19 protein-coding genes are annotated in these 19,777 nt (G+C 61.0%); 7 read left to right on the top strand and 12 right to left on the bottom strand.

The window, feature by feature from the left end:
- Positions 1 to 68: 68 nt before the first annotated feature.
- The 6 genes from C1J04_RS15070 to C1J04_RS15045 all read right to left on the bottom strand — a co-directional run bounded on the left by C1J04_RS15070 (position 69) and on the right by C1J04_RS15045 (position 7,571).
- Entirely contained in the window at positions 69 to 3,149 is a 3,081-nt protein-coding gene (locus C1J04_RS15070; RefSeq protein WP_114865434.1) for an efflux RND transporter permease subunit, read from the bottom strand.
- Positions 3,146 to 4,276 carry an efflux RND transporter periplasmic adaptor subunit gene (locus C1J04_RS15065; protein ID WP_114865433.1) on the bottom strand — a complete coding sequence of 377 codons (1,131 nt, stop codon included), beginning with the start codon at positions 4,274 to 4,276 and terminating at the stop codon, positions 3,146 to 3,148. The genes C1J04_RS15070 and C1J04_RS15065 overlap by 4 nt, the downstream gene beginning before the upstream one ends.
- Before the next feature lie 110 nt (positions 4,277 to 4,386).
- Positions 4,387 to 5,292, bottom strand: a complete 906-nt coding sequence (locus C1J04_RS15060; RefSeq protein WP_009824232.1) for a cation transporter — start codon at positions 5,290 to 5,292, stop codon at positions 4,387 to 4,389.
- On the bottom strand, positions 5,289 to 5,726 hold the full coding sequence (locus C1J04_RS15055; RefSeq protein WP_114865432.1) for an enoyl-CoA hydratase: 438 nt from the start codon (positions 5,724 to 5,726) through the stop codon (positions 5,289 to 5,291). Before C1J04_RS15055 ends, C1J04_RS15060 begins: the two co-directional genes overlap by 4 nt.
- A gap of 101 nt (positions 5,727 to 5,827) precedes the next feature.
- Positions 5,828 to 6,604: an enoyl-CoA hydratase-related protein gene (locus C1J04_RS15050; protein ID WP_114865431.1), complete on the bottom strand. Its 777-nt coding sequence runs from the start codon at positions 6,602 to 6,604 to the stop codon at positions 5,828 to 5,830.
- A gap of 109 nt (positions 6,605 to 6,713) precedes the next feature.
- A complete protein-coding gene (locus C1J04_RS15045; RefSeq protein ID WP_254693872.1) occupies positions 6,714 to 7,571 on the bottom strand; it encodes a glycosyltransferase family 2 protein in 858 nt (285 codons plus the stop codon).
- A 191-nt stretch (positions 7,572 to 7,762) separates the two neighbouring features.
- Here C1J04_RS15045 and C1J04_RS15040 point away from each other — a divergent pair, with 191 nt between their 5' ends.
- Positions 7,763 to 8,512, top strand: coding sequence for a helix-turn-helix transcriptional regulator (locus C1J04_RS15040; protein WP_037941385.1), 750 nt, complete (start codon positions 7,763 to 7,765; stop codon positions 8,510 to 8,512).
- Between the two features lie 398 nt (positions 8,513 to 8,910).
- On the top strand, positions 8,911 to 10,701 hold the full coding sequence (locus C1J04_RS19700; protein ID WP_114865429.1) for a Hint domain-containing protein: 1,791 nt from the start codon (positions 8,911 to 8,913) through the stop codon (positions 10,699 to 10,701).
- A gap of 74 nt (positions 10,702 to 10,775) precedes the next feature.
- On the opposite strand, the gene C1J04_RS15030 is transcribed toward C1J04_RS19700, so the two are convergent.
- From C1J04_RS15030 to C1J04_RS15020, 3 genes are read right to left on the bottom strand one after another with little or no spacing between them, the layout of a single operon-like run.
- Positions 10,776 to 11,792 carry a siderophore-interacting protein gene (locus C1J04_RS15030; protein WP_114865428.1) on the bottom strand — a complete coding sequence of 339 codons (1,017 nt, stop codon included), beginning with the start codon at positions 11,790 to 11,792 and terminating at the stop codon, positions 10,776 to 10,778.
- Entirely contained in the window at positions 11,785 to 13,008 is a 1,224-nt protein-coding gene (locus tag C1J04_RS15025; RefSeq protein WP_114865427.1) for an MFS transporter, read from the bottom strand. Before C1J04_RS15025 ends, C1J04_RS15030 begins: the two co-directional genes overlap by 8 nt.
- Complete coding sequence (locus C1J04_RS15020) at positions 13,008 to 15,101, bottom strand: TonB-dependent siderophore receptor (protein ID WP_114865426.1); 2,094 nt, start codon at positions 15,099 to 15,101, stop codon at positions 13,008 to 13,010. The genes C1J04_RS15025 and C1J04_RS15020 overlap by 1 nt, the downstream gene beginning before the upstream one ends.
- A gap of 302 nt (positions 15,102 to 15,403) precedes the next feature.
- Between C1J04_RS15020 and C1J04_RS15015 the strand changes: the two genes are divergently transcribed.
- The gene (locus tag C1J04_RS15015) at positions 15,404 to 15,844 is read left to right on the top strand and encodes a hypothetical protein (RefSeq protein WP_114865425.1); all 441 of its coding nucleotides are present in this window, start codon (positions 15,404 to 15,406) and stop codon (positions 15,842 to 15,844) included.
- Positions 15,845 to 15,953: 109 nt separating this feature from the next.
- Positions 15,954 to 16,427: a Dps family protein gene (locus C1J04_RS15010; RefSeq protein ID WP_005848741.1), complete on the top strand. Its 474-nt coding sequence runs from the start codon at positions 15,954 to 15,956 to the stop codon at positions 16,425 to 16,427.
- 44 nt (positions 16,428 to 16,471) lie between these two features.
- On the opposite strand, the gene C1J04_RS15005 is transcribed toward C1J04_RS15010, so the two are convergent.
- Together C1J04_RS15005 and C1J04_RS15000 are read right to left on the bottom strand one after the other, a co-directional pair.
- Entirely contained in the window at positions 16,472 to 16,717 is a 246-nt protein-coding gene (locus C1J04_RS15005) for a DUF1289 domain-containing protein (protein WP_005848743.1), read from the bottom strand.
- A gap of 138 nt (positions 16,718 to 16,855) precedes the next feature.
- On the bottom strand, positions 16,856 to 17,362 hold the full coding sequence (locus C1J04_RS15000; RefSeq protein WP_114865424.1) for a superoxide dismutase family protein: 507 nt from the start codon (positions 17,360 to 17,362) through the stop codon (positions 16,856 to 16,858).
- A gap of 217 nt (positions 17,363 to 17,579) precedes the next feature.
- On the opposite strand from C1J04_RS15000, the gene C1J04_RS14995 reads away from it, so the two are divergent.
- The 3 genes from C1J04_RS14995 to C1J04_RS14985 all read left to right on the top strand — a co-directional run bounded on the left by C1J04_RS14995 (position 17,580) and on the right by C1J04_RS14985 (position 19,002).
- Entirely contained in the window at positions 17,580 to 17,933 is a 354-nt protein-coding gene (locus C1J04_RS14995; RefSeq protein WP_174226631.1) for a PRC-barrel domain-containing protein, read from the top strand.
- 167 nt (positions 17,934 to 18,100) lie between these two features.
- Positions 18,101 to 18,592 carry an MgtC/SapB family protein gene (locus C1J04_RS14990; protein ID WP_037941371.1) on the top strand — a complete coding sequence of 164 codons (492 nt, stop codon included), beginning with the start codon at positions 18,101 to 18,103 and terminating at the stop codon, positions 18,590 to 18,592.
- A 113-nt stretch (positions 18,593 to 18,705) separates the two neighbouring features.
- Entirely contained in the window at positions 18,706 to 19,002 is a 297-nt protein-coding gene (locus tag C1J04_RS14985) for a hypothetical protein (protein WP_005848750.1), read from the top strand.
- Between the two features lie 82 nt (positions 19,003 to 19,084).
- Here the strand turns inward: C1J04_RS14985 and C1J04_RS14980 are convergent, their stop codons facing one another.
- Entirely contained in the window at positions 19,085 to 19,753 is a 669-nt protein-coding gene (locus tag C1J04_RS14980; protein WP_005848752.1) for a L,D-transpeptidase, read from the bottom strand.
- Positions 19,754 to 19,777: the final 24 nt, after the last annotated feature.

Here is a 19,777-nt window from a genome sequence, read left to right as displayed (position 1 = left end):
CCCTTCTCGCACCGCCAGAAGCATACCAACGCGGGGCCGGTTCTTTGCGACCGGCCCCGCGGTTTTCGTCAGATCGCCGCCTCGCGGGTCAGACGTTTTGATGCCATCCCCGGCTCTGCCCCCCATACCGCCACATAGCGGTAGAAGACCGGCGTGAGGAACAGGGTGAACACGGTAGCAAACCCAAGCCCGCCCACGATCACCCAGCCCACGGCGATGCGCGCTTCGGCCCCCGCGCCCGAGGTCAGGATCAACGGCAGGCCGCCAAAGACGGTCGATACCATCGTCATCATCACCGGACGAATCCGCAGACGCAGCGCGTCCCGAATGGCGCTGTCGATATCCTGCCCCGCCTCGCGCAACTGGTTGGCAAATTCGACGATCAAGATACCATTCTTCGCCATCACCCCGATCAGCATCACCAGCCCGATCTGACTGTAGTAGTTCAACGATCCACCGCTGAGCGAGATCGCGAACAGCGCCGCCGCCAGACCAAAGGGCACGGTCAGCATGATCACGACGGCGCTGGCGATGCTTTCGAACTGCGCGGCCAGCACAAGGAACACCACCACCAACGCGACGCCGAACACCATATACATCTCTGTCTGGCTGTCGCTCAGCGTCGCCGCCTCGCCGGTAAAGATGATCCCCATCCCGTCGGGCAGCACGCTATCGGCTATCGCCGTCAGACGGGTCATCGCGACGCTAAGATCGATACCGTCGTTCAGGTTCGCCTGCGCCGAAACCGCCAGCGACCCGCCCTGCCGTTCCAACGTGGATTGGCTGACCACGGGCACCAGCTCTGCCGCCGCGGACAGGGGCACATAGGCACCGCCCGGCAACTGTAGCTGGATGTTATCAAGATCAGATGGGTCATCAATTGGCGGGCCACCGGGCACGACATTCACATCCGTCTCGATCTCGTCCGCAAAGACGGTGACGGCGACCTTGCCTTGGGTCATTGCGCCGATAGTCTGGGTGATCTCGGCCTCTGTCAGGCCAAAGACGCTCGCCATTTCGGGATCAACGCGGACCTCGTATTGCGCCTGCACCGCGTCGTTGGAAAGTTGCGGGTTCAAAAACGCCTCATCCTGCGCCATCGCCGCGACCAAAGCCTCGGTTGCCGTGGTCATCGCTGCGATGTCCTTGCCCGTCACCGCGAATTGCAAGCCCTGCCCGCCGCCCCGGATATTGAGGCTGTTGGTCCCCCGCGCAGAGGCCTGAACGCCGGGCACCCGCGCCAACTTGCCGCTGATCTCGGCGACCAGTGCGGATTGGCTGCGGTCACGATTGCTCCAGTCATCGAGCCGCACGATGATGAAGGCGCTGGTGCCACCACCCACGCCAACGATGCTCTGAACCGAGGTAACCTCGCCGCTTTCTTGATAGGGGGTCAGGATCTCTTCGATCTGATCAACCTGGGTATCAAGGTAGTCGATCGTGGTGTCAGAGGCACCGCGCGCCTGTACCAGAAAGAACCCGCGATCCTCGTCGGGCGTGATGGCAGAGGGCAAAGTGCCCGCCGCCCCCGCCGCCACGATCACAAAGGCCCCCGCCGCCCCCAGCACCACCAACGGCATGCGGATGGCTTTGTCCATCACCGTGTCAAACATCCGCCCGGCCCAGCCTTGCGGCTTTGCCGTTGCCTCAAGCGCGGATTTGCCCGGATCAAGAAAGGCCGCCAGAACCGGTGCCAGCGTCAGCGCGGTGATGGACGACAGCGTGACAGCAAAGGCCAGCACAAAGCCGAATTCGCTGAACACCCCACCGGCCTGACCGGGCAGGAAAGAGATCGGGATAAACACCGCCGCCAGCGTCGCCGTGGTAGAGATGACGGCAAAGAACACCTCGTTCGTGCCCGCCGCAGCGGCAGCAAAGGGCCCCATCCCCTGTTTGCGTTTGCGCACGATATTTTCGATCACGACAATCGCGTCATCCACCACCATCCCCGTCGCCAGCACCAGCGCCAGCAGGCTGATGGTATTGACCGAAAACCCCGTCAGCCAGATCGCGGCGACCGTGCCCACCAGCGACACCGGAATGGTCACCGCCGGGATCATCACCGCACGGGGGGAGCGTAGAAAGGCAAAGATCACCACAACCACAATCCCCGTCGCCAAAGCGATGGATTTCATCACCTCGGTCAAGGATCCTCTGATGAATGTCCCATCGTCAGAGGTCACGAAAAGCCGAACGCCGTCAGGCAGCGCCGATTGCAGATCAGCCACCGCAACGGCCACATCTTCCGAGATCGACAGCGTGTTGCCCACGGATTGCCGCGTAATGTCCATGCCCACGGCGGTCTGCCCGTTCACGCGGGTCAGCACGGCGTCCTCTTCCGGCAGCAGCCGCACGAACGCCACGTCAGAAACGCGCGTATTCGCATCAATCGGGATCTGGCCCACAGTATCAACGGTGACATTCGCGTTGCCGACCCGCAGCGCCAAGGTTTGCGCATCTGAATCTAGCGATCCCAGCGGCGTGTCATCGCGCAGCGCTGCCAGCGCGTCAGAGACATCGAACAGGGTCATCCCCCGACTAAGCAGCGCGGGCATATCCAGCGTCACGCGGAACTCGTTGGGTTGTTCGCCGCGCAGGGTGACCTCTGCAATGCCGTCGATGGTGGACAGTCGGTCATAGACCACACCCTCGGCCAGCTCGGTCAACGCATCAAGGCTCGCGTCGCCCATCAGCGCCAGCCGGATGATCGCATCCGCGTTGCTGTCGCTTTTGGTCACGGTCGGATCATCCTCGATATCATCGGGCAGGTCACGCAACGTGGACGAAACGATCTCGCGCGCCTCATTTGCCGCGACATCGACATCGGTGCCTTCGGACAGATCAATGGTGATCCGGCTCGACCCCGTGGTCGAGGTGGATTCCATATAGGATAACCCCTCAAGCGCGCTCAGGGCATCCTCAAGGACCTGCGTCACCTCACGGTCGACGGTTGCGGGCACCGCCCCCTCATAGGTGGTGCGCACGGATAGAACCGGCTGGTCAACGTCGGGCATTTCCCGCACGTCCACAGCCACAAGCGCGGCGAGACCTGCGATCAGGATCAGCAGGTTGATGACGATCCCGAAAATAGGCCGCGAGACGAATAGATCGGCGAGCCCGCCACGGGGCTTTGCAGGGGTATCGCTCATGACGGTGCCTTTTCAGTCTCGGCACCGACCGCGGTGATTTTCGCCCCGTCCCGCAGCTTTTGCGCGCCTTCGGTCACGACCATCGCGCCATCGGCGATATCGGCCTCCACCCAGACGAATTCGTTTTTACGGTAAAGGATCGTGATCGGCACCCGCACCGCCGTCCCACCGTCATCGACCCAGACCGCAGCACCCATTCGCGACCACGTCACCGCGGTCGACGGCAAGACCGGCAGCGGGTCGCTTTCATGCAGCAGGCGCACCGCAAAGGTCATGCCCGGCCAGAGGATGCGTTCCGCATTGTCGATCTTGGCCTTCACCGTGACCGAGCGCGTGACCGCATCGATCCGGCTGTCGAACGAAAGGATCTCTCCGGTGATCGACCGACCGACAAAGGCAGAGGTAGAGACCAGCACCTCATGCGCCTGCCCTAGGACACCGATAGCGCGTTCGGGCAGTTCGAATTCGACCACCAGCGTTTCGGTCTGGTCAATCGTTGCAATCACGTCATTGGTGCCAAGGATATCGCCGACCTCAACCTCGCTAAGCCCCAGACGCCCCGAGATGGGCGCGCGGATCGTGCGGTCTTCCAGCGCGACTTCAGCCAGACCCACTTCGGCATCGGCCAGCTGCTGCGCCACGCGCGCCTCTGACTGTGCGACATCGGTAATGGTAGAGTTGCCACCGGCCCGCAGCCGGTCATAGCGGTCGACCGTATCGGTCGCCTGCTGCAGATTGGCGCGCGCGATTTCAAGGTTCAGCTCTTGGGTCCGCGCATCCAACCGCACAAGGACCTCGCCCTGTTCAACGTCGCGGTTCGCGATCAGCCGGGTTTCGACCACTGTACCGGCGGTTTCAGTCACCACATCCGCACTGCGCAAAGAGGATGCTGTGCCGGTGGCGTATAAAGTCACCTCGTAGGGGCGTTGTTCCAGCGCGGTGGTCACCACCGAAGTCGCCCCCCGTGCACGCCCGCCCCCAGGGGGGCCACCTGCAGGGCGCCCACCCGCCGCGGACTGAGGCTGCGCCGCCTCGCTTGTGGCATCCGTGCCGGGCAGGCCAAAGGTGATGGCATAAGCCCCGAACAAAAGCCCGACGGCCACCAGCAAACTCACAAATTTCCGCATTATTCCAACTATCCAGATCAGGTCATTAAGCCATTTAACGTGGGCCCTGAAAATTCCGTCGCTGAAAACGCGAATAAATGTAGAAAAAAATCCAACGGTCCCGGGGCAGCCTAGTTTTCGGGCTTCACGCTCAGGGTGACCACGCGCCAGGCGTCATCCTCGCCGACCAGCTCTTTGGCGCGCGTCGCATCGGGCAGCAATTCGTCGTCGTCGCCGATCACCACGTGCAGATAGCGTCCGGCCTCGCGCAGTTTGACGACGGGCGCGCCGTCCATGCCTTTCTGAACACGATCCGCCAGATCTTGACGCTCGGCAGAGCCAAGCTTGCGCGGCGCACCGTCCAACAGCTCCGCGACCGAGATACGCAGATTGCGCCCACCGTCTTTCAGCACGTCCAACCCGATCAGCCCCGCAGCTACGGCATCGGCCCACCAGAACCCCATCGAGATACCGATGATGCCCAGAATACCCGCAACGCCGGTCTTCCAGTCTGCGGCGTTCATGTCAGCGTCCGCATGCAACACCTTGTCCTGAATGTCGGGCGCGATGGCCAGCTTCTTGCGGCCCAAGATCACTGGCGGGATGATCGAATAGACCAATGCCGCCACCATCAACCAGCCCATCCAGACCTCGGTGCCAAACAGTTCGATACTGCCGATGGTGGGATGTTCCTGCCGCACCAACGTGACCACCGCGTCATACACCAGATAGCCGCCCATCAAGGTCAGCGCCGCCGCCGAGAGGGCAAAGGCCAGGGTGCCAATGCGGTGCAGGCCAAAGGGATACTTCGGGCTTGGCGGCATCCGTTCAAGCCGCGCGGCGATCAGGAACAGGATCGGCGGCAACAGCGATAGCGTGTCTTCGATCCACGCCGCCTGCATCGCCTGACTTGATCCCATGACCATGAACATCACGAAAATGATCGTGACCAGCCAGAACAGCGTCCACCATTCCAACCGACGCGCTTTCGCGATTTTGTCGGCGATCTCTTGCGGCAGCGGGGGGTAGCGGTTCATTCCTGCGCCTCCCGTGTCAGCGGACGCAGCGCCATATTGGACCGCATGAGAAACCGGTTCTCGCCGCGCCGCAACAGCATGACCCGTTCGGGACGGTCGGCCCCGACGGTCACATATCCGATGGGGTTGGTCATGCCCGTATGCTCTGTCAGCGGTGAATCTTTCGGTATCCCGCCCGCCAGCAGATGCAGATCACCCCCCTCAAGCGCGTCAAGCAGCTGGTGCGGGTTCTCGCGATGCCATTCGATTTGCGCATCCAGCGCCGCGGCGATCAATGTCACCGCCTGCAGGTCTTGATCCGGCATCGGATCTTGCAATGCGCCGACCTTCAGCACGGCACCTTCCACAATATCAGTGGTGTTTTCGGGGTCTTTCGGCAACTGGCAGGCAGCCAGAACGACCAAAAGAGCAACGGCGATGAGGTGGCGGTACATGATCAAAACCCTTCAGGGCGACAACTGCACAGATCATGATTTCGTTCCCGCGGACCGACACCCGCAGGAACCAGAGGGGTCACAGCCCCTTCGACAACAGATCACCCGCTAAAGCGGGGTGCCCGTTTTTCGAGGAACGCGGCCACGCCCTCTTTGAAGTCGGGAGTATTCCCCGCTTCTTTCTGCCACTTGCGCTCGTTAGCCAATGCGGTGTCAAAATCAGTGTCGGCAGCGCTCCACGCAGCTTTGCGGATCAAGGCAAGGCTGCGCACCGGCCCGTTCGCCAGTTTGATCGCGATCTCAAGCGCGGTGGCGTCAACCGCGTCATTCTCGACCAGCCGCGTCACCAGCCCCCAGTCAAACGCCGTCGGCGCGGGAACTTTCTCGGCCAGCAGCATCATCTCCATCGCGCGCACGCGGCCCACGGCGCGTGTCAGCAACCACGTGGCCCCGCCATCGGGGATCAGCCCGATCCGCGCAAAGGCCTCAAGGAAATAGGCATCACGACCGGCGACAATCACATCACAGGCCAGCGCAATCGATGCTCCCACACCCGCGACCGCCCCCTGCACGGCAGAGACCACGGGCACCGGCAGATCGCGAAGCGTCATCATCAACGGGTTGTAGGCATTCTCAAGGGCGGCACCCGCATCGAGCTCTTTGCCACTTTCGATCGTCCCCTGCTTGAGGTTCGCCCCCGCCGAGAACGCGCGCGGCGACCCCGCCAAGACAATCGCCCGCGCTGTCTGTGCTTCGCGTTCCAGCAGGTCACGCAGCTCTAGCGCCATGGCAGAGGTCAGCGCGTTCATCGTCTCGGCATCATCGAGCCGCAGCACTGTCACCGGCCCGTGCCGTTCGACCTTGATCTTATCCGTCATCCTGCTCTCCTCCCACGCATTCTACGGTCTGTGTCGGGGTATCCCACCACGGGAACAGGGCATGGTAAAGGCGCAGTCACCGGAACCCGCAGCGTCGAAGGCTCACTGATCAGGTATCGCCAAACGTCGCGGCGACCCACTTTGGCAAGGTCACCCGCTGCTCGAACACTGTCGATTTCGCCCGCAGCACGTTTTCTTTGGTGTCGCGCACCGGATCCGCGCTGATCGTGGCATAGGCGTGATCGCGCGCGACCTTCCATGTCTCGTCGCGAAATCCCGCCAATCGGGCATAGAACCGTGCCGCCGTCTGGTCCGCCTCTTTCCACGCGGCACCGGGCAAGCCGCGCCCCGGCATGTTCCCCACGTCGGTCCGATGCTGGTTTGCCGTCTCTAACGCGTCGATATTGGCGTATTTCAGGTGCATCAGATAGACACCGCGCGGCAGGTCAAACACCGCCGTTTCAATGCGCTTGGGCCCGACCCATATCCCGTGGCGCCACAGGCCCGTGCCGCGTTTGGTCACCCATGCCTTGCTGTAGTGCCCCGAGAACACCGCCGTGCGCCGATGGCCAAGAGCCATTTGCCCTTCTGCGAGCACATCATCCTCCAAGGTCTCTGCCAGATTGAGACCAAGCGCGAACATCGACTTTGCCGTTGCCGTCTCTAACACAGCGTGCAGAGACGTATAAAGTGCGGGATCGTAACAGATCAGCTCGTCCGCATCGGTGCGGATCACCCAGTCGAAAGACACAGCCAGCCCATCGGCAAAACTGTTCAACACCTGCCCGCGGCGCCGGTCGAACCCTTCCAGCGTTTCGCGGGGCACAGTGATCACGGTCGCACGCGGGCAAAGGCTGGCGATCTTGGCATCGGCCCCGTGGGCGACGATATAGAGGTTATCAAACCCCAGCATGCGCCCATAATGCGCGTACCACTGGGACAGCGCCCAGTAGTCTTTGTAAACCATTGTGATCGCGCAAATATTCATGGTGTCCTTTTACGCGCTTTGCGATTTTCCGAACAGTGTATTTTGTCACGCACCGGCCTGATGCCTTCGAATTCCCTTACGCAAAAGGGTGAACGCCTTGTTCCAGCCATATTTTATGTTGCTTTTTGGCGACACCGTTGCCATTATGTTGCCTAGGCCGGGGGGCGAACATGTCATTGGAAAAGCTGATTGATTTGGCAGGTGCCGCGAAAGCGGGCACGGGCGATGTTGCGTTTTGGGACAGCTGCACCCAAACCTTCGCCGATCTGGGCGTCACCGGCATCGGCTATGGCATCATCCCTTACGCCAGTGATGCGACCGTGCGCGGGTTTACCCAAGCCGGTTTCTTTCGCCACACCTACCCCCAAGACTGGGTCACCGCGGTCGAGGAACAGGCGCTGGTGGATGACGACATCTCGGTCGAGTTGATCGCCAATGGTACGAAAGAGGTGCTGTGGAATGACGCCAGCCTGCTGGACCACGCGACCGAGCCGCAACAGATGCAATCCGAGCTTGAGAATGACATCGGGATGCAGTTCGGTGCGTCTTTCGCGCTGAACCGCACGCCCGCGGGTCAGGCCATCTCCGGCATCGGTCTTTGGGTGAGCGAGACACGCACCGACCGCGAATTCGATCTTTACTGGCAACAGCATCGCAGCGCGTTACGACGTTTGTCCTTTGCGATGGATGAAGGCATCCGCCGCGATCACATGAGCGTGCTGGTTAACCTCACCCCGCGCGAGCGTGACTGCCTCAGCTATCTTGCCATCGGTCTGCGCCCGGCCGAGATCTGCTGGACCCTCAAGATCAGCGAAAAAACCTTCGAGAAACACATCAAGGGCGCGAAAGAAAAGCTGCGGGCCAGCACACGCGATCATGCGGTCGCCAAATCACTGGTTTTAGGGCTAATCCAACCGTAGATGGGGGTTTTCCCCCGCTTGATCTACCCTTGGGTTACTGGCAGGTAGGGCGCATAGAACGGCATCACGATTTTCTCCAAGCAGGCCGGTGAGATAGGGCATATTCACGCTGCCTTTTCTCGTCATACTGGCATTGCTTCGCAAGTAATTCTTAGACCAAAGCGCGGGGTGGCAGTAATGCCGCCCCCATTTTGTATTCACTGGTCGAAAAACGTGAACCATCGCCCCATCCACAACTGACGCGAGAAGGCCGCTACGTCAACTTATCACAAAGCCGTTAAATCCGTTGCCAGATGCGCATACCGCGATAAAAAGAACGTTAGTTTTTTCACGATTTGCGAAACCTTTGCCGACTTCGGACCGTGGTTTCTTGCAGAAATCACGCGGAGCAGACGACAATGGCAGCGATCAACGGCACCACGGGCACAGATACCCTTCAAGGTACAGCAGAAGACGACCGGATCGATGCAGGTGCCGGCAACGACCGCGTGTCTGGCGAAGGCGGCGACGACCGTATCGACGGTGGCGCGGGCGATGACCTGCTGTATGGCGATGCAGGCGTCGGTACAGCACCGGGCAACGACGCGTCTCCGATCACGTTGTCTTATGCCAGCCGCCTTTTCAACACGGGTAACTCAGCCGACGAAGGCGACAGCGTCTTTTATGACAACGTGGCAACGTTGGACAATGGCGGCGGCGTTTTCGCGCGGCTGGTGCTGGTCGACACCTCGAATGACGACATGCCCATCGACCTTACCGGTGGCACCGGCTTCGAGATCCTGCTGAACTCCGGTGATGGAAGCAGGAGCAGGTATGCCGGTGAAACCGCGACCTTCCGGCTCGAATTCTACGACCGCCAGCACTACATCGATACGGGCGAGTTCAAGCCGATCGCGCTGAATTCCACCGCGACCTTCAACGATCTCGACCGCAACAACCCCGGCGATCAGGAATCCGTGACGCTGGACACCAACAGCTTCACCTCCTTCGCGACCAGCGATGACACGTCGTTGAATGTCACCAATGCCGATGGCACCGTGACCGCAGCGGGGACCGAGGCGAACTCCCCCGACGATCAGGATGCGTGGTTCTCGGGCCAGTTCGAGAACCGCGAGTTTATCGAGTTCACACTCGAAACCCGTTCCACGCAGTCGGGCTTCACCCTGTCTGGCGACCTGATTGATGACGCCGTTGTGACCCCGATCGAAGCGGGCAATGACACCATTCTGGGCGGCGAGGGCGACGACACGATCTTTGGTCAGGGCGGGAACGACAGCCTGGACGGTGGCGAAGGCGACGACCAGATCGAAGGCGGCGACGGGCAGGATACAATCACCTCGGGTGGCGGCAACGACCGCGCCGAAGGGGGGCAAGGCTCCGACCTGTTCAACTTTACCTCGGGCGGTGATCACACCATCGTGGGTGGCGAAGATGCCGACGGAACAGATGTCGACGTTCTGAACCTCAGCGGGCTGGATCGGTCGCAGTACACGCTGACCAAAACGGGCCCTGAATCCGGCACGATCGAATTCCGCGATGCCGACGGCAACGTGACCGGCACCACAACCTATTCCGAAATCGAAGAGGTCGTGATCTGCTTTACCCCCGGCACCACCATTGCCACGCGACGCGGCGAGATTCCGGTGCAGCAGATCAAGGTCGGCGATCTGGTCGTCACCCGTGACAACGGCCTGCAGCCGGTTCGCTGGGTGGGCCGCCGCAATCTGGGGCGCGACAACCTGCTGCGCACCCCCGGCTTCAACCCCGTTCGGATCAAGGCCGGTGCCTTTGGTGAAGGCGTGCCGCAGCGCGATATGATGGTCAGCCCGAACCACCGCATGCTTGTCGCCTCCGAAACGGCCGAGGTGATGTTCAGCGAACGCGAAGTTCTGGTCGCGGCGAAACATCTGGTCGGGCTCGACGGGGTCGACACTGTCACGCCGGACAAGGTCAGCTACATCCACATGCTGTTTGACAACCACGAAGTCGTGTTTGCGGATGGCACATGGGCCGAAAGCTTCCAGCCGGGGGCACATTCGATGGCCGGCATCCAGTCCGAACAGCGCAGCGAGATCCTGTCGCTATTCCCCGAGCTCGAGCTGGCTGACGGCATGTCCAACTTTGTCGCCGCGCGCCGGTCCCTGCGCGCGCATGAGGCGCAACTGCTGGTATCCGCCAGCGCCGCGTAAGGCGCGCCATCCGGTGCAAGTAACGAAAAGGCAGCCCTTTCACCGGCTGCCTTTTTTGTTTCAATGTCTGCGCGTTACCAGAAGGCCGAGATATAGGACCGCTCGGCAGCGCCGCCGTGCTCTTTCCACGTCTTGCGCACTTGCGTCGCCAACGCCTTTTGCCCCGCGAACCATAAAAACCCGTCCGCCGCAGATGACACCGCGTCGCAGGCCGCCTGCCCCATCGTGGGACGCGCGGTCTCGCTGGCGATGACAACCTCCAGACCTTTGTGCTCTGGCAACGGATAATGCGCGGCATCTACATGGGAGGGGTAGAGCATGATGCGCCCGGTCAGATCGGGGTTCGCCTCCATGATACGGGCAATGGCCGGAAAGGCGGTATCATCGGCAAATCCGAACACCGGCCCCGTGATCGTACAGCCGCCGCCACCCGGTCCGGTGACTAGGATCTGCGTCCCCAGTTCAACGCTGCGCGCCCAATCGGTGGTACGCCCGCCTTCGTGGATAAAGAGGTCAAACACCAGCAGCCCGTTTTCCCGATCCACCCGCCGCGCGGTATAGACCGGCAGATGCAGCTTGTGTTCACCCTTGGGCCAGACCGTTGCCCCGTTCTCTCCGATGCGGGGCCATTGGGGGGTCTTGCCCGGTTGCGCGATGCCAAGGCGGAAATGGATCGCACTGTCAGAAAACCGCGCCACATCGCCCGCCAGCGTGACCCGCATAAACCCGCAGTCCAACATCTCGCGGTGCTGCACCGTCATCAACCGTGCGTTATCGGGCAAGGCCCCCTGACGTACACCATCCGACCAGCGGATCGCCTGCGCCGCATCGGGCATGACGCTGCCGATCTGATCCACCAGACTGTCCTTCAACGTCTGCAGGAAATCGGCGCGCGCGGTCGATATCTCGGCCCTGCAATTGGCACCCGACGGGGCAAAGGCGATCCGCCCGTAATAGGTGCCCACGACAATGCCCTGTGCGCCATCCTGTTCGACGTGCAGGTCATGCTCTGCCGCTTCGGCCAAGGTGGCCTGACGCAGGGCGGCGAAGGTGACGCCGGGCAATTCGGTTTGTGCAGTGTGATCAGACATGGGCCATCCCCTGTTGCGGTGCGCGCTGCCCCGAGACCCGCCAGATCAGCGGCAATGCCGCAAGCGAGACGGCACAGGCCACACCAAAAAAGAAACCGTAACCAAGATGCTCGGCGATGACCCCGGCGACTATGCCCGAGACCATGCTCACCGCCGCATCCATACATTGGAACAAGGTAAAATCGACGCCGCCCTGCCGCGGGTCGGACCAGTTCATGAACTGCCCGTAAAGGGCAACGAACCCAAAGGCCATGACGGCCGCGCTGCTGACCATCGCAATCGGGGCCACCGTCGCGGCGGCGAAAACGCCACCCGCCGCCGACAGGCCAACCACCCCGAGGATCAGCGCCTGAAGCGCCACCGCGCCGGCCAGCACCACGCGGGTGCCAAAACGGCGCACCACTGCACCGCCGGTCATCGCCCCCGCAAAGCCCAAGGTCAGGCTGCCGACCCCGCTGAGCAGTCCAAGCTGACCCAGATCATAGCCCGCATCGATAAAGTAAGGTCCGAACATCCCCATCGCGGTTTTCTGCGCCACGACATAAAGCGCCGCGACCAGCAAACCCTGACGCACCTCGGCGCGGGCCAAGGCGGTTCTAAGTCGCGGTTGATGCGGTCGCGCCTGCGCGTTTTTCGCGCGCGCGATGATCGCGAAGGGGACGCAGAGCACAGCAATCACCGTCGCCATCCCCCATGCGCCCGCCAGCCATCCGGCGCGGTCCACGAGGATCAGGAACACTCCCCCGCCGATCGCAGCCCCCAGATAGGCACCGCCCACCTGCGCCGCGTTCCCCCAGCCATATTCCGTATCCTTCAACGCCGCCACGGCATAGCCGTCGCAGGCAATATCCACCGTGGCCGTCGCAAAGGCCGCCACCATCAGCACCGCCAGAACAGGCAGCACTGGCGACGGGCCGATCAGCCCCACCACGAAAAGCGCCGCGATCACCACCGCAGCGCCCAATGTTACAATTGTGACCGACCGATCCCGCCCGCCATCCGGCAGCCGGAACCGTTCAACCCTCGGTGCCCAAAGGAACTTGAGCGCCCAAGGCAGCACCAGCACCGAGATCAACCCGATCTGATCCAGCGGCAGCTTCTGCGCGCGCAACACCCCCGGCAGCCCCGACCATGTGACACCCGCAATCACGCTTTGCGCAATATAGATGCCGCCGATCGCGCCGACGACACCCCAAGTTCCCCCGGACCGCGCCATCAGAAGCGGTAGCTGACGCTGGCCGTCGCAGTGCGCCCTTCGTAGCGATAGCAATAGTCCGCGCTGCAGGTCTGGTCTGTGTTGTCAAAGACGTTCTTGACGTTGATCTGCGCGCTCAGCCCGTCATAGCCGACTTCGCCAAAGTCATAGGACAGCGACAGATCGGCAAAGACTTCGGCATCGTTCTTGTAGGTATTTGCATCATCGCCATAGCTTTCGCCGACATAGCGCAGACCCGCCCCGAAGCCAAAGCCCTTGAACGCCCCGCTTTGCGGCTCGTAGAAGCCCCAAATCGATGCGGTGTGGTGCGGTGTGGCCGACAGCTGGTTGCCCACGGTGCCGGTGGACCCTGCCTCGATCTCCATATCCAGATAGGTATAGGCGCTGGTCACGCGCAGACCATTGGCAAAGTTGAACTGGCCTTCGATCTCCAGCCCGCGCGAGCGCAGGTCATAGGGTACCTGCACCTGGTTCAAGCCATTGAACGTCGCCGGATCAACCGTCTGGAAGACCACGCCGTCCTCTTGACGGATGTCAAACAATGACGCGGTGATCAGGCTTTCCGTGCCCGGCAGCTGGTATTTGACGCCCACTTCCTTTTGCAGCCCGCGTGTCGGCTCTGCCGACCGGCCGCTGTTGGGGTCGGTGCTGTCGTCATAGACCAGCCCTGTGGTCGGCACGAAAGAGCTCGACACATTGGCATACACAGACAGATCGGTGTTGAACGCATAGCTCAGCCCGACACGGCCCGAGAACCCGTTATGCGATGTATCGGTGCCGTTCTGATTGGCGTCAAAGGTGGTCATGTCGACCCAGTCGTAGCGACCGCTCAGGAACATCGTCCAGGGGCCGGAGCTCAGCTGGTCGTGCACATAGACGCCATACTGATACATCTCCTGACCATTGGAATAGGGCTGATCCACCGCGTCCGTGTCGGCAGCAGAGACATAGCCGACACCGCCATAATAGGCGTCATAGGACGACTGCGTATAATCGAAACCGGCCACAACCGTGTGGTCAAACGCACCGGTAGAGAAATGCCCCTCGGCATAGGTATCGACCGAGAAATTCTCGGAATTCTCAAGGTAATGGCCCCAGTAGCGCCCGAAACCCGTGCCCGCCGCATAGATGCCGCTAAACTCAAGATCCGCATCCACTTCGGAATACCGCAGGTTTTGGCGCAGGGTCACGCCATTGTCCATCTCGTGCTCAAGCTCGTAGCCGACGCGCCATTGTTCGTTCACAAAGTCATTATAATCAGGATCGCCGACATAAATATCAGACGCTTCGCCCTGCGACGGGTTGTAGTAAGACGCCGTGCCCCCGCGGGTTGATTCAGAATATTCAGTAAGGACCGTGATCTTGGTCCGATCCGTCAATTGATAGGTGAAGGACGGGGCCAGCAGCGCCAGATCATCGCTATAGCCCGGCAGCGGCGTATCCGCATCCCGCGCCACACCGGTAAGGCGATAGCTGAGCCGTCCGTCGGTGCCCACGGGGCCGGTGAAATCGAACGCCAGCTCTTTGCGGCTGTCGGTGCCAAAGGTCAGCTTGAGCTCGTTATAGGCGTCGTCCTTGGGGCGTTTGGAAATGATATTCACCAAACCGCCCGCACCGCTGACGCCATACATCGACGACGATGGACCCTTCAGCACGGAAACCCCCTCGAACGTGTAGGGGTGGTTCTGGAACCACGCCGACGGCCCGTTCACCTGACGCAGGCCATCGCGGAACAACCCGTCATAATAGGCCGAGAAACCGCGCAGATAGACAGCATCATAGCGCGAGTCGAAACCGAAGTTGGTGACATTCGTCCCCGAGGTATAGCCCAAGGCGTCCAGCAGCGTGCGCGGCTCCTGATCTTCGATCTGGTCCTGCCCGACGGTGCTGATCGCTTGGGGGATGTCACGGATGGGGGTGTCGACCCGCGTGGCCTGACGCCCCGATTCGGCCACATACCCGTTTTGCAGCAGCGTCGCATCGCTTTCCGCCTCAAGCGTGAGCGTCCCCAGATCAAGCGTATCCGCCTCCTGCGCATAGGCGGGGTGTGATGCGGCCAGCGCGGCCACCAAGGCAATCCTTGAAATTTGCATGGAATTCTGTCCCTTACTGTTTTAGTCGGAAATGAACCGCCCCGCGGCCATTGTCAAACTGAAATAGTAAGGTATTCACTTGCCCGAGACCTAATCAGGTCAGCGCGCCGGCGCAAGCCGCTGCGTCACAAACTTAACTGCCACAAGCGGCATCCTGCCTACACTCATGTATTTACATAATATTTTCAAATACCCCACTAAAACACTCCCCCTTGTCGGGGCGATGCTTATACCCTATAAATAAAGTAAGATATTCAACCGGACAGGACCGACCCCTGCCCCATGTATGGACTTCTCTTGATATGGCATCTTTGGCGACCCTTTCGATCCTCGACCGCGACGACGCTCCGGCACAGGCTCCCGCCCCCCGTATCACCCCCGAACAACGCGCCGCGCTGACCCATTTGCGGATGTCGGCGATGGCCTGCCGCGTCGCCGCGCGCACGGATCTTTACGAAGCCTGCGCCCTGCTCAGCCTTGATGGCGAGGACGCGAAACGCACATTTGTGGATACGCTGATCAAATGCCTGCCGAATGCGGTGCAGCGCAAGGTCGTCTGGTTCGCGCCGGGCACAGACACGCTATCGTTTGACGAAGCATGGATCCTGCGCTGCCTGACCAGCATCCGCGAGGACGATCCCGCCAGTCTCAACTTCCTGATCAAGTCGCGCGTGGCCCCTGCTGACCGACGCTATATCGGCTATCTTCTTGGACAGATTTCCGAGCAGTTTTCTCAAGTTTAGAATAATTCCAAAAAGACCTTGGCAAACCGTTTTTGGTGTCTATGTTGAATGGACAGCAAGCTAGTACCGTGCCAGCCAGTCAGAATTTTAATCACTTGGGGACGAGAAAATGAACCAGACAGCAGCTGCTTTGACAACCGATGCAAAAACAGCAATCGCCGATGCATTGAACCAATGCGTTGCGGAAACCGCCGTGACGACAATGCTGGCGCAAAACTTTCACTGGAACGTAAAAGGCATGGGTTTCGGCCCGCTGCACGACCTGTTCCAGAAGATCTACGAAGACCACTTTGTCGCGCAGGATGATCTGGCAGAGCGTATTCGCGCCCTTGATGTCCACGCCGAAGGGATGCTTGCAGGCATGCTGAAGCGGTCCAAGATCAACGAACACGATGGCCACGCCAACGACAAGGAAATGATCCGCATCATGATGGAAGCGCAGGAAACGCTGGCCTCCACCATCGCGGGCGCGGGCCAGTTGGCCGCCGACCATGGCGACACGCTGACAGAAGATCTGTGTATCGCACGCGGGACAGAGCACGAGAAATTCGCGTGGTTCCTGCGCGCACACCTCGCAGGCTAACCAGCCCGCCCGCTGATCCCGTCAGCACCCAAATCAAATCGCGGCTAGAGAAGCTTCTCGGCCGCGATTTTGCGTTTTGCCAGCTTCTTGCGATACGCCAGATCCCAATGGCTGTATTTGCCCAGACGTTCCTGTTGCGCGGTCAGCATCTGGACAAAGCCCACGCGGTGGCTTTCTTTTTTCAGCGACTTGAACATGGATTTCTGCGCCTTGGTCATCGAACACCCGATGCAATGGCCTTCGCGTTTGAACTTGCACACGTCGATGCAGGGGCTGGGTGTTTTTGCCATGGGAAACCTTGCTGATTGATCCGGCGGTTTGCCCCCTGTCCGTGCAGGGTGCCAGCGGTAGCCTATGCCAGCAAAAGCAGGGCCGCGCCAGTGGGGGCGCGGCCTTGGTCGTTCAAATCATCGTTTGCCGAAGGGGGATCAGGCGGGATCAGCACCAAAGACACCGCAGGCAATCCGGTCGCCCGCATCACCTGAAGGCTGCGAGCTGTAATCGTCCTGCCCGCCGTGGATCACAAAGGCAGCGCCGTCGTCATCCATCAGATGCTCTTCGACATTCAGGAACGGCAAGAACACTTCCTGCTCTACGGTGCCATCACTGCCCACCGTGACATTCGGCATATCACCGGGGTGTGGGCCACCGGCGGTCAAAACGCCATGCTCGCGGTCCCCCGCGATATGCCCGCCAGCGGATTTGAACCCGTCGCCCGAACAATCACCGGTTTCATGCAGGTGCACCGCGATGCCCCCTGCGGGCAGGTTGGACAGCGACAGTTTTGCCAGCGCCACGCCGGACTCGGTATCCTGAACCGTCACGGTTCCGACCTCTGCCCCTTCGGCATCCATAACCGGCGCAGTCGTCTCGGCGGCGAAAGCGGCGCTTGTCATCAGCGCGCAGGCCACGGCGGTGGTGAGTGCGAATTTCATTGGAATCTCCCTTTTCATGCTTGGGTTTGAACCGGCCAGCGGTGGTCGATTGGTCAAAGACCAACCCGCCGCATTTACCCAAAGTTCCAAGCCCTCTCGCCCGCACGGCCAAACAACGCCCATCGGCAGAAGTTAGCCGCCCGCCGAAGGACGCGGAACCGCCGCGCCGCCTCTGTCGTTGCAACTACAGGTAACCACAACACAGGAGAGTTTCGACATGACTGCGACATCACATTCTAGCCTCGTATCTTCCTCTGACGTGAATGGTACGACTGTTTACAGCCGCGACGGCACGCATATCGGGTCCATCGACCATCTGATGATCGACAAGCAATCCGGCAAGGTCGCCTATGCCGTGATGGGCTTTGGCGGATTTCTGGGCCTGGGCGAGGATCACCACCCCGTGCCGTGGGGCAAGCTTGAATACGACACCACCAAAGAAGGCTTCGTGACCGACATCACCGAAGAGCAGGTCAAAGGCGCACCAACCCGCAGCGACGGTTGGGTGACAGATCGCGAATGGGAACGCCGGACCCACGAACACTATATGGTGCCGAACTACTGGATCTGATCCACAGAAGTTAACGACCGCAGACCGTCCCCACATCGGGGGCGGTCTTTTACTGTCACCGCCCTATATCCAGACCAATAGCTTTCAAGAGACCGGATTACCCCCATGCCCAGTTCCGCCCCCTGCCCCCCTCTCCCGCACCCGTCTTGCGCGAAGGAGACACGCTGATGTGGGAGGATCTGCTGAACGAATTCTCCCTCGCCCCCAGCCTGCCCCTGTCGGTCGTTGTGGCCCGCACCCTTGCGACGGTGGTATTCTGCGGTCTGATCGGGCTTGAACGCGAAACCTCCAAACGGCCCGCGGGTCTGCGCACGCATATGCTGATCGGCCTCGCGTCATGCATCTACTGTCTGCTGACCCTCGCCCTGCTCGCCCGCAGCGCCGAATTCGGCGATACCATCCGGATGGACCCCCTGCGTATCATCGAGGCGGTGACCAGCGGCGTCGCTTTCCTCGCCGCGGGGCTGATTGTCTTTTCCCAAGGCAAGGTGCGCGGCCTGACCACGGGGGCCAGCATGTGGGTCGCCGCCGCCGTTGGCGTGGCCTGCGGCTTGGGCGAATGGACGATTGCGGGCATGACCGTAATCCTCGCGCTGATCATCATCGCGCTGGTGCGCAAGCTTGAAAAACGCGCAGGCACCTATGAAGAGCACGACTAGCCGCGGCCATCGGCAGCAATGCAACAGTTTGTGACCCAGAAACACGTGCCCTTGTTTTACAACTCCGGCGAAATACCCTAGCTGCATAGCAAATTCATATGAGGAATATCACGATGAGCGTTCGGGTTTGGATTGCAGGCTGTGCCGTATTGGCGCTGGCTGCTTGTGCGGATGTACAGACCACCACTGACAAGATGACAACGGACGACGGGTTCTTCAAGGAACTGCCCGAAGGGGTGCGCCTGGTGGCTGCCAAGAACCAGGATCTGACCGCGGTTAAGATCGACCCCAGCAACGGGTGCTACGTCTATCGCTACCGCGGGCCGGTCGAAACCACCTTCCTGCCCCTGCGCGCCGACAATGGCCGCCCGATCTGCACCCAAACGATCGCGGCTGCTGCGGCGGGCTAAGCGCGCCCCGCGTCGTGACGTAAAAAGGCCGCCCGAAGCATCTCGCTTCGGGCGGCCTTTTCATGTGTGCAAAGGTCGGGACTTAGGTCGCAGCCGTCACCAGCTCTTCCGGCGGGTAGAGGACCGCGCGCGATCCGGTGTTCACGTTCTCGTACAGATCGTTGATATGCGCCATGATCATCCGCACGCAGCCAGAGCTTGCACGCCCGCCGATCGATTGCGGGTTAGGCGACCCGTGGATGCGCAGATAGGTGTCGCGGTTACCGACAAAAAGATACAGCGCACGCGACCCCAAGGGGTTCTGCGGGCCTGCGTCCATCCCATCGGCGTGTTGTTCATAAAGCTCTGGATCGCGGCGGATCATGTTCTGCGTCGGCGTCCAGGTTGGCCATTTCGCCTTGCGCTTGATCGAATAGGTGCCGGGCTCGTACAGGTCACCCCGCGCAATCGCCACGCCATAGCGCATGGCGGTGCCATTGTCCTGAATGTGATATAGATACCGCGCAACCGCATCGACGTGGATATCGCCCGGCGTCAAACCGGGGTTCGCCTCGACCAGTCGAGGCAGAAAGCGAGGCGCGACGCCCCAGGGGTTCGTCGTTGCAGGATCGTAGCCCGCAGGCGTTACCTGCGCATCCCATGCGTCCCACATCGACTTGTCTGTTGTCGCCGCGGCGGCGAGACTGGGGGCCAGAGGGGCAGAAAACAACGCGGCAGCGGAGCTGGTGATAAAATGGCGTTTGGTCAGCATGCGTGCACGCTCCTATTTAGTTAG

Source organism: Sulfitobacter sp. SK025 (assembly GCF_003352105.1).
Taxonomy (GTDB): domain Bacteria; phylum Pseudomonadota; class Alphaproteobacteria; order Rhodobacterales; family Rhodobacteraceae; genus Sulfitobacter; species Sulfitobacter pontiacus.
Note: the sequence above shows the minus strand (reverse complement) of the source record. Positions and strands in the feature narration are given on the sequence as shown.